Origin of the sequence: Methylobacillus rhizosphaerae, from assembly GCF_900187985.1 — a bacterium.
GTDB lineage: Bacteria > Pseudomonadota > Gammaproteobacteria > Burkholderiales > Methylophilaceae > Methylobacillus > Methylobacillus rhizosphaerae.
The window spans coordinates 100,638-113,271 of sequence record NZ_FZOA01000006.1; the positions used below are offsets into that span (position 1 = coordinate 100,638).

20 protein-coding genes are annotated in these 12,634 nt (G+C 50.2%); 15 read left to right on the top strand and 5 right to left on the bottom strand.

From position 1 onward, the window contains the following. The first annotated feature begins 111 nt into the window (after window positions 1-111). The 6 genes from CHB59_RS11640 to CHB59_RS07995 all read left to right on the top strand — a co-directional run bounded on the left by CHB59_RS11640 (window position 112) and on the right by CHB59_RS07995 (window position 3,925). Window positions 112-621 (top strand): hypothetical protein, encoded by a 510-nt coding sequence (locus CHB59_RS11640; protein ID WP_143738700.1) that lies wholly within the window; start codon window positions 112-114, stop codon window positions 619-621. A gap of 53 nt (window positions 622-674) precedes the next feature. Next, complete coding sequence (locus CHB59_RS07975) at window positions 675-1,127, top strand: hypothetical protein (protein WP_143738701.1); 453 nt, start codon at window positions 675-677, stop codon at window positions 1,125-1,127. Window positions 1,128-1,195: 68 nt separating this feature from the next. Beyond that, complete coding sequence (locus CHB59_RS07980; protein ID WP_218816221.1) at window positions 1,196-1,408, top strand: YdeI/OmpD-associated family protein; 213 nt, start codon at window positions 1,196-1,198, stop codon at window positions 1,406-1,408. 806 nt (window positions 1,409-2,214) lie between these two features. Beyond that, complete coding sequence (locus CHB59_RS07985; RefSeq protein WP_089375711.1) at window positions 2,215-2,559, top strand: GFA family protein; 345 nt, start codon at window positions 2,215-2,217, stop codon at window positions 2,557-2,559. Between the two features lie 211 nt (window positions 2,560-2,770). Next, window positions 2,771-3,208, top strand: a complete 438-nt coding sequence (locus tag CHB59_RS07990) for a hypothetical protein (RefSeq protein ID WP_143738702.1) — start codon at window positions 2,771-2,773, stop codon at window positions 3,206-3,208. 39 nt (window positions 3,209-3,247) lie between these two features. Then, window positions 3,248-3,925, top strand: a complete 678-nt coding sequence (locus CHB59_RS07995; RefSeq protein ID WP_089375713.1) for a 2'-5' RNA ligase family protein — start codon at window positions 3,248-3,250, stop codon at window positions 3,923-3,925. A 147-nt stretch (window positions 3,926-4,072) separates the two neighbouring features. On the opposite strand, the gene CHB59_RS08000 is transcribed toward CHB59_RS07995, so the two are convergent. Next, a complete protein-coding gene (locus tag CHB59_RS08000; RefSeq protein WP_089375836.1) occupies window positions 4,073-4,801 on the bottom strand; it encodes a proteasome-type protease in 729 nt (242 codons plus the stop codon). 139 nt (window positions 4,802-4,940) lie between these two features. On the opposite strand from CHB59_RS08000, the gene CHB59_RS08005 reads away from it, so the two are divergent. The 3 genes from CHB59_RS08005 to CHB59_RS08015 all read left to right on the top strand — a co-directional run bounded on the left by CHB59_RS08005 (window position 4,941) and on the right by CHB59_RS08015 (window position 7,574). After that, entirely contained in the window at window positions 4,941-5,981 is a 1,041-nt protein-coding gene (locus tag CHB59_RS08005; RefSeq protein WP_089375714.1) for an NADP(H)-dependent aldo-keto reductase, read from the top strand. Window positions 5,982-6,276: 295 nt separating this feature from the next. Further along, a complete protein-coding gene (locus CHB59_RS08010; protein ID WP_089375715.1) occupies window positions 6,277-7,272 on the top strand; it encodes a 2-hydroxyacid dehydrogenase in 996 nt (331 codons plus the stop codon). Then, complete coding sequence (locus CHB59_RS08015) at window positions 7,269-7,574, top strand: TehB family protein (protein WP_089375716.1); 306 nt, start codon at window positions 7,269-7,271, stop codon at window positions 7,572-7,574. Before CHB59_RS08010 ends, CHB59_RS08015 begins: the two co-directional genes overlap by 4 nt. Here CHB59_RS08015 and CHB59_RS08020 read toward each other — a convergent pair. Continuing rightward, window positions 7,571-8,038 (bottom strand): hypothetical protein, encoded by a 468-nt coding sequence (locus CHB59_RS08020; protein ID WP_089375717.1) that lies wholly within the window; start codon window positions 8,036-8,038, stop codon window positions 7,571-7,573. The two genes, CHB59_RS08015 and CHB59_RS08020, sit on opposite strands and share 4 nt — an antisense overlap. Before the next feature lie 180 nt (window positions 8,039-8,218). Between CHB59_RS08020 and CHB59_RS08025 the strand changes: the two genes are divergently transcribed. Then, window positions 8,219-9,208 (top strand): helix-turn-helix domain-containing protein, encoded by a 990-nt coding sequence (locus CHB59_RS08025; RefSeq protein ID WP_089375718.1) that lies wholly within the window; start codon window positions 8,219-8,221, stop codon window positions 9,206-9,208. On the opposite strand, the gene CHB59_RS08030 is transcribed toward CHB59_RS08025, so the two are convergent. Next, a complete protein-coding gene (locus CHB59_RS08030) occupies window positions 9,187-9,423 on the bottom strand; it encodes a DUF2798 domain-containing protein (RefSeq protein WP_089375719.1) in 237 nt (78 codons plus the stop codon). The genes CHB59_RS08025 and CHB59_RS08030 overlap by 22 nt on opposite strands. Before the next feature lie 17 nt (window positions 9,424-9,440). Next, window positions 9,441-10,184 (bottom strand): SDR family oxidoreductase, encoded by a 744-nt coding sequence (locus CHB59_RS08035; RefSeq protein ID WP_089375720.1) that lies wholly within the window; start codon window positions 10,182-10,184, stop codon window positions 9,441-9,443. A gap of 117 nt (window positions 10,185-10,301) precedes the next feature. Here CHB59_RS08035 and CHB59_RS08040 point away from each other — a divergent pair, with 117 nt between their 5' ends. Genes CHB59_RS08040 through CHB59_RS08050 form a run of 3 tightly spaced genes read left to right on the top strand, consistent with a single transcriptional unit; the run spans window position 10,302 to window position 11,535 of the window. Next, window positions 10,302-10,913, top strand: a complete 612-nt coding sequence (locus CHB59_RS08040) for a TetR/AcrR family transcriptional regulator (RefSeq protein ID WP_089375721.1) — start codon at window positions 10,302-10,304, stop codon at window positions 10,911-10,913. A 26-nt stretch (window positions 10,914-10,939) separates the two neighbouring features. Next, window positions 10,940-11,251 (top strand): CopG family ribbon-helix-helix protein, encoded by a 312-nt coding sequence (locus tag CHB59_RS08045; RefSeq protein ID WP_245835097.1) that lies wholly within the window; start codon window positions 10,940-10,942, stop codon window positions 11,249-11,251. Next, window positions 11,248-11,535: a type II toxin-antitoxin system RelE/ParE family toxin gene (locus CHB59_RS08050; protein ID WP_089375722.1), complete on the top strand. Its 288-nt coding sequence runs from the start codon at window positions 11,248-11,250 to the stop codon at window positions 11,533-11,535. Before CHB59_RS08045 ends, CHB59_RS08050 begins: the two co-directional genes overlap by 4 nt. A 78-nt stretch (window positions 11,536-11,613) precedes the next feature. Here CHB59_RS08050 and CHB59_RS08055 read toward each other — a convergent pair whose 3' ends face one another. Next, window positions 11,614-11,844 (bottom strand): helix-turn-helix domain-containing protein, encoded by a 231-nt coding sequence (locus CHB59_RS08055; protein WP_089375723.1) that lies wholly within the window; start codon window positions 11,842-11,844, stop codon window positions 11,614-11,616. A 114-nt stretch (window positions 11,845-11,958) separates the two neighbouring features. Here CHB59_RS08055 and CHB59_RS11645 point away from each other — a divergent pair, with 114 nt between their 5' ends. Then, complete coding sequence (locus tag CHB59_RS11645; RefSeq protein ID WP_143738703.1) at window positions 11,959-12,165, top strand: hypothetical protein; 207 nt, start codon at window positions 11,959-11,961, stop codon at window positions 12,163-12,165. 176 nt (window positions 12,166-12,341) lie between these two features. Further along, complete coding sequence (locus CHB59_RS08060; protein WP_089375724.1) at window positions 12,342-12,590, top strand: hypothetical protein; 249 nt, start codon at window positions 12,342-12,344, stop codon at window positions 12,588-12,590. Window positions 12,591-12,634: the final 44 nt, after the last annotated feature.

Consider the following 12,634-nt stretch of genomic DNA (forward strand, 5'->3'; position numbering starts at 1 on the left):
AATTAATGATAACAAAAACAGCTAGTTATAAAATAAATTCCAGATTATACACCTCAGAGGTGCACTTCACGTGCATTTTGAGGGTGGCTACTATTAGTTAGGGCTCATACCGTGCATCGCTACTACTTCATCGATTCAAGCGGAGAGGACACCAACCTCCAGCTTTACTCGCTTAAGCAGGCAAAAATTCACTGGGCCGATCTCCAACGCGACCTGTCTGATGCAGATCAGGTAGAGCACTTTCATGAGCGCTGCATATTCATCATTTGCACGATCGGACTGAGCGTGTCTCAACTGCTCGGGCAGAACAATCCATCTCCTGACGAGCGCGTGCCCTCGCCAAGGAAAATCTTTGCCTCTTTGGTAGATCGGCATGCGCTCGATCCTGAGTTGAAACTGAAGTTCAAAGAGTTCATAGACACATACGACCAGTGTCGCCATTTCGGGCTCACCAACGACGGATCTAGGCATTGGCAAGTAAGTCAGGTAACTCTGGATAAGACTCGCGAGCTATATGAGTTCGGTCTTATGGTCTGGGATACGGTGATTGGGATATTCCGGCGTGATCCGCAGAACGAGTTAGACGACTTAGACTTGGCGACGGTGCAAGATGAGCCCTAACAATTCATTCAAGCCGACGCCGCTTCGCAGCGCGGCTTAATTCAGGTGTTAGTGTGCAAAATATGAAGCCAATAATAGGATTATTTGTTGCCCCAATCATGGGTGCCTTCTTGGGCACCATCTTGATGGTTTTTGCTTCTGATATAGAAGCAAACCAAATATTGAGTGTTCTTTTTGTATATACATTGGTGGGTTCAGTAATTGGAATGATTATCGCAACATTTCTTGGGTGGCCTCTTTTCCAAGCTTACAAGTTTTTTGGCATGTACAGGGCATGGCAGTTTGCAATTGGCGGTGCTTTATGTGCTTTGCCATTTTGGGCTCTATGGTTCTATCCATTTAATTCAAATCATTGGGCTACTTATCGATACGTAAATTCGTTCTATTTCTTCAGTGTGGGTATTTTCTCGGCAATCGCGTTTTGGTATTTTGTTATCAGAAAAATGTACACTAACAATCAGCTCAACACGGACTCCGGCACTGACGCGCCTCCGCCGGCTAGCTGAGCATTAGGAGAAATACGGAGAATCTAATGACCAGTGACTTTTCAAGTCTGAGGCGGCCAAAGCATCCAATGCCTGACTTTGTCACTCAGGCATTGAATGAGCGAGGGTTGATGGCCGCCTATAAGGATCGACCTGCATACCAGCAGAATGACTACCTTGGATGGATAAATCAGGCCAAACGCCAAGAGACCAAGGAAAAGAGGCTTGCTCAGATGCTCGTTGAGCTTGAGGCTGGTGATGTTTATATGAATATGAAACATGCAACATCAGCGAAGAAATGAATATTTCTCCGTATTGTCAGGTACTTTCGCCTAACAAGGCGCTGTTGTCGCCGCTATCGCGGCTGGGACGGCCTACACTACGTTCCGGCCGCCCCAAAGCTTGTCGTTAGGGATATGGTTCCAGTATATTCACCAATATCTGAATCCGAGGCTGCGGTTATCTCTGCATTGCTCGAAGCATATATATAATTTCTTTTTTGAGAAAATGGGGTCTGACCCCATTTATTCACGATATTGAGTAACACAGAATTTCTCGATGCCTTGCAGCTAGCAAGGAAGTGTGTCCAACTATGGGAATCATACATAGATGGACTGCGAGAATATAACAATCTGGTCAACAAGGACGCTTCGCGTTAGGGTCTTATCGCATTTTATTAGCAGCAGCGACATCAGAATGTAAAATGCTGCAAAATGAGGGCAGATACGATTTGTCCTTATTTCAACGTTAGACCTTATGGGAGCGCTCATGGCAAGTTGGAAACATCATTTTGCTGAATCATTTCTGCTTAGTTGCGTACTCGCTTTGGCGTTGTTTTTCCTTGCCTCACAATCAGTGACAAATATTTGGACTCAACTGGCCTTCCTTGCCCCTTACTTGGGAGCGGCGCTTCTATCAGATAACATTCATTCGCCGAATTTATGGTTGATCGGACTTCTCCTCGTTATTCAATTCAACTTGATAGTGTTCTTGATGGGATGGACCATAGGCCGTTATCGCAATCGGTCACCAAAGACCTAACAAATCATTCAAACCGTGCCACTTCGTGGCACCATAACTCAGCCGTTAACTACTTCAGGAGGTAACAATGCAATCTGGAAGTTGTCATTGCGGAGCTGTAAAGTTCACCGCTCAAGGCGAGGTTGACCAAGCCATTGAATGTAACTGTTCACACTGTAGCCGCAAAGGCTTTCTGCTCTGGTTCGTACCACGCGAAGCATTCACGATTACATCAGGTGAGGACAAGCTCACGACCTATACCTTCAACAAGCACATGATCCAGCACCAATTCTGCTCAGTTTGTGGTTGTCAGGCTTTCGGTCTTGGGAGCAAGCCTGACGGCACCAAGCTGGCTGCAATCAATGTTCGCTGCGTGGATGACATTGATATTGCAGAAATCAAGCGTGTTCAGGTGAACGGCAGGGACTTCTAGCAGGCTAGCAGCTATCAAAAATAAAATGAGGTCAAATACGATTTATCCAATTTGGCACGATTGAGGCATTATTAACTTTTTAGGCCTATCATGGCACGTCTCCCTCGTTTCGTGATTTCAGGTCAACCACAGCACACCACTCAGCGATGCAACCATCGTCGGGTGATTTTTGCTGTTGAATTTGACTACCAATTTTTTAGAAGAATTAATCGTGTCTAACCCTATCTCACTTATGCGAATACTTATCTTTGTTATTCTTGGATTTTTATCTCTGACGAGTCACGCCGATGATGATTTCTATAGCTTAATGCTTCCTGGCAGTTACATCTTGGTCGGGAAAGCATTAGATTCCGAAAGGACATACGTCGGGAAGATAGTGATTGAGGGTGTAAAAATCGGTTTTAAGATAACACGTGTGATTGCTGGAAAATCAGTTTATGGAAATGGAAAAATTGAATCTGCTGCGGGTGGTGATGCAAAAGTTTTGCGCATCAGATTCAATGAGGATGGCTCAGATTATGAGCAGACATGTATGATTGGCGCTGACTTAGATAACTACGCAAGAATTAGCTGTTATCTTTATCGTCCTGAAGTGGAAACGTTGAATCCTGGTCTTGAAGTGCTCTTTATTGATCACACGACCAGATAAAACGTATCACTCCAGCGTGATAGCCTGTGCCAGTTACGAATGCCCACACCATACTCTCCTGAAACCGAGACATTCACTCTTCCCTGCCGTCACGACAATTTCGTTGGCTGGCACCAGGGGCGGCCATTTTATGCGGTTTGGCTCATGATGGTGGATACGGTGGCTATCCGTGAGGCGGTGCATCGCTTGCGGTGCGCCATGGGTGATTGGTTACTGCCGGATTACAGGCGGCAGCCGCATATTACGCTGGGCATCCGTGGCTTTCCGCAATCTGGGTGGCAGGATGAACATAGTTACACGCCTGATTTGTTCGAGCAGGATATTGTGCGTTTGCAGCAGCTGCCTCGCACCGCATTGCAGTTGACCTGCCAGGGTACGGACAGCTTCACGACTGCGCCCTACCTTGCCGTGAGTTCGGAAGAAGAATCCCTGCTGGCTTGGCACCGCACGTTGTCGCCCCAGCACACTGGCAATGCTTATGTGCCGCACATCACTGCCGGGTTTTATCGTCGTGCGATTCCTCTGCCTACCGTCCGTCAGATGTTGTCCCAACTTGCCCTGCCGTCATGCAAGCTCAGTATTTCGCACATTGAGCTTGCTGCCTACGCCAGCGCAGACACAGCTGGCAGCTTACACACCATCTGCTGCTACAACTTGTTGACTCAAGAGCTGGAAATGACGCGGCCGCACCTGTTGCCGTGGAATACAGACTTATAGCCTGGTAGGGTTCCCGTCGGTGGATGACAAATGGCGAATGCGCGGTGTAGCAACGCCGGTGGTTTTAAACAAACGCTATACATCAACCAAGCCTTGAAGCATCATCGATTTGCGTATTGATGCCTTGCCGTATCGATGCGCGTGGGATCAGCACCAATCCGGGTTTGGCAGCCCGGCAAAGACATGTCGCAGGCCTTCCGACCAGCCCTGGCGTATGGTGTTGTAGTAGGGATCACTCTCTGTGATGCGTTGCCTGCAATCCGCATGGAAGCTGTCCGTGCGGTAGATCAGCAGGTCAATCGGCGCAGCGACGGAGATGTTGCTGCGTATTGTCGAGTCAAAAGAGATCAGCACGCACTTCACTGCTTCCATGATGTCGCTGTCATGGGCAATAACCCGGTCAATAATCGGTTTGCCGTATTTGGTTTCACCAATCTGGAAATACGGTGTTTCCTGGCTACTCTCAATGAAGTTTCCCGCTGCATACACCGAGAACAGGCGTGGAGATTCGCCACGTATCTGCCCGCCGATGAGGATACTGGCATTGAAATCAGTGTTATGGTTCTTCAAGTGCTCATAGTCAAGTTCGTATACCGCCCTTAATTGTTCTCCCACCAGTTGGGCAGCATCAAACATGCTCGTGACATTGTGCAATGTAGTGCCTTCATTGAGCTTGACTGCATCACGCAGGCGATTGATGACTGCCTGCGTAATAGCCAGGTTTCCCGCCGTCATCAGGGTGATTACCCGCTCGCCGGGTATGTCGAACACACTCATCTTGGGAAACACGGCCACCTGGTCCACACCAGCGTTAGTACGGGTATCGGACGCCAGGACCAGCCCCTGGTCGAGCAATAAGCCTACACAGTAAGTCATGGAAGTTAGGAAGGTGATGGAGTTGATTTCATCATACGCATGCGCACTTGGCTCGACAATACCACTGCCCATGCAATGTCATCTCCCAGCGCAAAATGACGTACACTTTGTTTTTTGCTCAAGATACAGGCCCGTCGTTATGGAATACCGCAAGTTAGGCAAATCCGATCTCCACGTTTCCGCCATCTGCCTGGGCACCATGACTTTTGGTGACCAGAATACCGAAGCTGAAGCCCACGCCCAGCTGGATTACGCACTTTCGCAAGGCATCAATTTCATTGATACCGCAGAAATGTATCCCGTGCCGCCCAAAGCCGAAACCTATACCCGCACCGAAACCATGATCGGCCCCTGGCTCAAGCGCCAGTCGCGCGACAAGATCATTCTCGCCAGCAAGGTGGCAGGCGGCAACCGCAAGCTGGACTGGATCCGCAATGGGCCTGCAGCAGTAGACCGCGACAACATCCGTACCGCTATCGAAGGCTCGCTCAAGCGCCTGCAGACAGATTATCTTGATCTGTACCAGATTCACTGGCCGGAACGCAATGTGCCCATCTTTGGGCAATACCAGTTCGACCCCACCAAGGAAACCAAGGAATGGGTTTCCATTCACCAGCAGCTGGAAATACTGGCGGAGCTGGTCAAGGAAGGCAAGGTGCGCTATGTGGGCGTATCCAACGAACAGCCCTGGGGCGTCATGGAGTTCTTGCGCATCTCGGAACAATACGGCCTGCCGCGCATCGCTTCCATCCAGAACAGCTACAGCCTGCTTAACCGTGGCTTTGAATTCGGCATGACGGAGATTGTCCACCGCGAACAAGTCAGCCTGTTGCCTTATTCGCCACTGGCCTTCGGCCATCTCAGTGGTAAATACATTGACGACCCGCAAGCCCAGGGCCGGGTCAACCTGTTCCCCGGCTATGCCCAGCGCTACACCAAGCCCAACGTCACCCCTGCCAGCGCCGCCTACGCCGCCCTCGCGCACAAGCACGGCATGAGTCCGGCAGAACTGGCGCTCTCATTCGTCTATCACCGCTGGTTCGTCACCAGCACCATCATCGGCGCCACCAGCATGGCGCAATTGCAGGAAAATATGGGCGCATGGCAGAAAGCACTGTCGGAAGAGATTCTGCAGGAGATCGAGGCGATTCACCTGCGTTTCATGAACCCCGCTCCCTGAAATATATTTGAGTAAAAATAACTAATTTATATCAATCAGTTATAGAAAACCTTAATTTTCATGGTGCCCTTTTTTCATTCTCGCGTGTCATTACTAGTAGAGACCCTGAAAATTCAGAGCCTCTATCACAACAATTCGAAGCGACATTTATTCGCCAGCGCATTTCCCTGACCACTGGATGTATCCACCCTCCCCCTGGGGGAGGGTTTATTTTTCCGTGCTTGCTTGGCGCAGGCCTGCATTGATGTTCTAATCCAGCCATCGGGCCCGTAGCCCGCCAATGCAAAGGAATCTGATGCGTATCGTCTTTTTCAGCACCCAGGTATATGACAAGGAAAGTTTTCTGGCTTTCCCCAGGCTCCAGAACGCTGAATTCATCTTCCAGCAACCCAAGCTGACGGTAGATACCGCCGTGCTTGCCGATGGAGCTGAAGTCGTCTGCGCATTCATCAATGACGACCTGTCAGCACCAGTGCTGGAGAAACTGGCGGCCAACGGCACAAAACTGATCGCATTGCGCTCAGCAGGCTACAACCATATCGACCTGGAAGCCGCGCAACGACTTAACCTGGCTGTCGTGCGCGTACCATCTTATTCACCACATGCCATTGCCGAGCATACCGTCGCCTTGATCCTTGCGCTCAACAGGCATTTGACGCGTGCCTACAACCGCACGCGCGAAGGTGATTTCAGCCTGCGCGGATTGACAGGTTTCGATCTGGTCAACAAGACGGTAGGCGTTGTCGGCACAGGGCAAATCGGCGCAACGTTTGCGCGCATCATGGCAGGTTTCGGTTGCAAGATACTGGCCTATGATCCGTATCCCAACCCGCAAGTCACTGCGCTGGGAGCAAGTTACCTTGAGCTCGATACGCTATTGGCGCAATCCCATATCGTCAGCCTGCATTGCCCGCTGAGTCCCGAAACCCATCACCTGATCAATGCCAGCTCGCTCAGCCGCATGCAGCAGGGCAGCATGCTCATCAACACCAGCCGTGGCGCATTGGTGGACACGCCTGCCGTCATTGAGGCATTGAAACGTGGGCACTTGGGCTACCTGGGCCTGGATGTGTATGAAGAAGAGGCAGATTTGTTCTTCGAGGACCTATCCGATTTTCCCTTGCAGGACGATGTGCTGGCACGCCTGCTGACCTTCCCCAACGTCATCATCACTGCGCACCAGGCTTTTCTCACGCGCGAAGCGCTTGATGCGATTGCGGGCACCACGCTTGCCAACATCGACGCTTGGGCGGCAGGCAGGCCGCAAAACCTGGTCAGGCTGGAAACATGAGCCTGATCCCCAATCAGTTGCCTGCCGGGCTTGAGGTTTACAAACGCACTCCGGATTTCACTCCAGAGAACCTGCCTGCCGCCCTGCAATCACAGCACTCCACCAAGGCTGGTGTCTGGGGCTTGCTGCATGTGCTGGAAGGCCAGGTGATTTATCGCCTGGCCCCGCCCAACACCGAATCCACTATAGCCAGCGCAGGTGAAACCATCGCCATCCTGCCCGAGATCGTGCACTGGGTGGAATTTGTCACCCCTGGCAGGTTTTATGTGGAGTTCTACCGCGCAGCAGCCACTGTAAGTTAGTCTTTACTATCTCGTCCAAGCGTGGATTTCAATATCAGCACCGCGCCTTTGCCAAAACCATAACTCGTCGTGATCAGGCTGGCGAACAGGTAGTACTGGAACAAGTGCTGCCCCAGTTGCTGCGGCGGCTCGGCAGTATCCAGCACCGGGAATATCCCCATCAGCAGGAACAGGCTGGAATTGGTAAACGCCCCGACCACCATTGCCCAGCGCACATGCCATGGGAACGGCACCCTGGCCGCGTAATAGCCCAGAATCAGGGCTGACATTAATAGGAAGTCAATGTGCGCCTGCAACACCCTGGTCTGCTTGCCCTGGAAAATATCCGGCAGCCCCGGTACGCCAAAATTCAGCCCCACCATGCACCAGGCCAGGATCAAGGCCATGATCATCCAGAGGCAGGCGCCCCTGAGCATGACAATATTGGTGCTGTTCGCAGTCAGCACACTTTCTGCATTTTTCATTATTCATCTCCTCGTTAACCTGCGGCCTGTTGGCCTCAGCAGATGACGGAGATTATGAAGTGTCTGCCCACCCTGTACTTGTCCATAGGGGAAGCAAAACTTGTCTCAAACGGAAGTCTGGTGATTTACCGCCGACCCTACCTCCTTTAATATGGATCAAAACATCACCGTTCAACACCCATGGATACCTTGCCACCGGATCGCAACGCGCCGATATTCCTCAGCACTGAGCAACTGCCCATGCATCAGCGTCATGACTGGCTGCAGCACATCATTTCACAGGAATACACACACGTAGCGATCAAGGCAGGACGTGACAAGCCGCTGTTCAACGAAATGACCATCTACCCCTGGCAGGAGCTGCGTCTTTCTGCCATCCGTTCCAATGGCATTACCATCCAGCGGCAAGCCGGAGAATGCTGCAAAGTGAGCCAGGATGCCTATTTCGCTGTCATCCTATTGTCAGGTCAATACCTGCTTGAGCAGAATGGGCGCGAAGTATTCCTTCAGCCTGGGGAGATGACCTTGTACGATGCCACCCGTCCGCATCGCATCCACTGTCCAGGCGTATTCTCCAAGCTGATCGTGTCCATTCCCCGCCCCCTGTTGCGCAGCCACCTGTCTGGTGTCGAACATTGCACAGCAAGAAGCATAAACCCGCAGCATGGCATAGGCGCGATTGGCACCAACTTCATCCGCTCGGCAGCACAATATGCCGACAGCCTGAGCACACCGCAATTCAACAGCCTGGCACCACAGGCATTAGAGCTGCTGGCAGCCACCCTCGCCAGCGCAAGGCCAGAGCATATCCATGGCCGTAACCGTTCGACCTCCTTGTACAGGGTCAGGCAATTCATCGAGGAACACCTGGGTGATCATGAATTGGACAGCAACCGGATCGCAACTGCCAATAAATTGAGTACACGCTATATCAACAGCCTGTTTGCAGACGAAGGCCATTCACTGATGCGTTATGTCTGGCAGCGCAGACTGGAAAAATGCCGGCAGGCACTGCAGCATCCTGCACAGCATGGACAACCCATTGCCAATATTGCGTGGCAATGGGGATTTTCAGACCAGGCGCACTTCTCCCGTTGTTTCAAACAGGCATTCGGCATGTCTCCGCGCACCTATCGAAACCTGGCTCATCACTCTTCTTCCACGACATGATCCACTAACTTCTGCACGCCTGGTGCAATTACCATAATGGCAATAAACACCACAGGCCATGCCGTCATGAAAACATGACGCCATTGGGACAGAAAAATATCTGCGGGTATATGATGCATCGCCAGGATCACTCCTGATACGAGCAATGATGTCGCTGCCGACATCACTAGTGCAAACAATGGCTTGCGGTACTTTTTACTTATCTTCGCATTCATATACAACCTACAGTGCACTACCAGGGCAATGTTTCTCCGTGATGGAAAAAACCACCTGTCGGGCCATCATCTGCCAGCAACGCCAGTTGCACACTGGTTTTACCGCTATCCTTGACCTCCATGGGAGCATCACTGCCACCAAGCCCGGTTTTTACCCAGCCCGGATGCGCCGAATTGACTTTGATCGGGGTATTTTTGAGCTCATGCGCCAAGTGCACGGTATACGCATTCAAGGCGGTTTTTGAGGCGTTATAGGCCACACTCTTTGCTGCCTCAATCGGTGAATCCGGCATGCTATGCAGACTCAAGGAGCCAAGAATACTGGAAAGATTGACGATCCTCCCTGCAGGAGCACGCTTGATCAAAGGCAGTAACACTTGTGTCAATTCAATCACCGCAAAGAAATTGACCTCGAAAGTATCACGCAATATCTTCCCATCCACCTGGCTGCTGTTATTGCTCCCCAGCAGAGTTTCCTTCAGCACACCAGCATTATTAACCAGGATATCCAGTCTACCGAAACGCTGCTCAATATATTCTGCCACCTGCTGTGCACTACCTGGCCTGCCAGCTTCATATGCCACCACACTTGCTTCTATCCCCAACGCCTTAAGATGGCTGGCAGCTTGTTCGCCACTGGATGTATCTCGTACGGCCAATACAACTCTAATATCTTGCTCACCCAGCTCGCGCGCTGTCTCAAACCCAATTCCACGATTGGCACCTGTAATTAATGCCACTTTTGTTTCTGTTTGACTCATGGTGATTTCCTTTATTTATTTACCAATCAGTACATAAATAATAATTCACCATATTTTCTTCGTCAATTATTTTTTACCAGATGGTACAATAATAAAAATTCACCTGCAGGACACGACATGACGAACTCTGAAATCAAGAAAAGCCGAGGGCGCCCCAGCAAGTTTGATCCGGAAACATCCCTTAATATTGCAATGCAACTGTTCTGGGCCCACGGCTATGAAGGTACTTCCATCGCAGAATTGACCAATGCCATGGGAATCAACAAGCCGAGCCTGTATGCCGCTTTCGGCAGCAAGGAGGAATTATTCGAAAAAGCGCTGCAGCAATACATCTCCGGCCCAATTGCATTTATCTCGGCGGCACTTGACGAACCCACTGCCTATCGAGTGGTGGAAAAATTATTGGTGGAAAGCGCCTATTTCCTCACTGCGCCAGATACGCCTCATGGTTGTATGGTGAATACAGGGTCGCTGAGTTGCGGCAAAGAAACCGCCACAATCAAGGAAACACTGGCGCAATGCAGGCAGCGGTTCGAAACCGCTCTGACGGCACGCCTGCAACGCGCCCAGGCGGAAGGCGACCTGCCTGCGCAAGCCGACCCGGCCACCCTGGCCAAGTACATCGCCACTTTGCACCAGGGAATGAGCGTACAAGCCGCCAGCGGCACCAGTCGAGAGGCGTTGCTAGCTATGGCAAAACTTGTGCTGGACAACTGGCCGCCGTGTTGACCGGCGTGCACCAAGGTGTTACTTTATTGACACCAACATACAAAACCATTCCCATGAGCACTACAAGCCTGAAATTACCGGATAGCCTGAAAACCCGTATCAAGCAGCTTGCCGATGCTACCGGCAAAACTGCACATGCCTTCATGCTGGAAGCGCTTACAGAACAGACGATACGGGAAGAAAAGCGGCAGGCACTGATTGCCCGCGCCCTCGAAGCAAAAGCAGAATATGAAAACTCCGGGATAGCTTATGCCGCAGGAGATGTGCACACATACCTGCGCAACAAGATACAAGGAAAAAGTCTTTCCAGACCCGACCCCATCCAACAGAAATCATGACCAGCATCGTCTATTCCTCCGCCGCACTGGAGGATAGCGAAAGACTGGTGGATTTCTTGCTGGAGCAATCATCCGAATGGGCTGTGGCAACCTTCGACATCATAGATCACGGTATCTCGCTGCTGGCATTGCACCCGAACATCGGCCACCCCATATCCGGCACAGAGTTGAAGGAGCTCGTGATTTCACGTGGACGAAGCGGATATATCGCGCTATATGAATTCGACCCGCTCACTGACCAGGTATTAATACTGGCGATCAGGCACCAGCGCGAGCTTGAGTAAAGAAATAATACAACCCTCGAAACTTGCTTCACTCATACGGCTCAAGGCAAGCAAGTACGCCTTAAATGAGTTATGCAACTAAAACTCATCATCCAAATACTGCACATCAACCCTGACCCGCAGATATCTGCCTAACTCAGACAACTCCACCACATCAATCCTGCGTTCCCCGGATTCAATTTTCGCAATATATGACTGAGGTTTACCTAATTTGCTGGCAAGCATTGCCTGCGTTAAACCTTGTCGCTTCCTGGCACGTACCAACAACTCCAGCAAAGCTTGGTATTCCGGCGTATCGGTAGATTTCATTCAGGCACCTGTCTTTGATGCCTTGAATAAATAATCCCATTCCGGAATAATCCCAAAATAGGATTTTTAAAGAAAAATTTAACTACCTAGAAAATCTCACGATTGGAGTAAACAATGTCGTCCAGCACACACAAAGTCACACTAGATATTCCAGATATCCCACATGGACATGGGCTATCTTTCAAGCGGGGAGTAGCAGATGGATTACTCGATACCAAAAAACATGAGAGCCTGCCTCATGATACTCATTCAGCCAGCTATCAACGTGGGATAGCCCTTGGCATTACACTCAAAAATGAAATTGCGAAACTCGTAAAATAAATATTTAAGACAAGAAAATGTATCGTCTTCTTACTATATCAATTTGCATCATGTTAACGGCTTGTGGACTGGCATATCAGAAGCAAGCAAAAGAATTACTCAGCCGCTCCACCACAACAGACTGGGGATATTGACATGATGAGCATGAGTATCAAGAAAAGCGCTTAATTCAGGAAATGCTGAAAGATCCGGACAGTGCAAAATTCCGGTTTGGATCAACCCAACGAATGGTAAAAAATGTTGGAGGTCGGCCTACGTTGATTTGGATTTCTTATGTATTCGTCAATGCAAAAAACTCTTTTGGAGGTTATACCGGCGAGAAAGCCTATGCATTTGCCTACAAATGCAATCTCACCAAAGATTGTAAATTAGTAGACTATGCAACACCTGGCCAGTATGCCGACCAGTTAGATTGGCAAATGTGAATTACTTGGAATTGATACTTAACTTCATTGCATAACCTGATTGA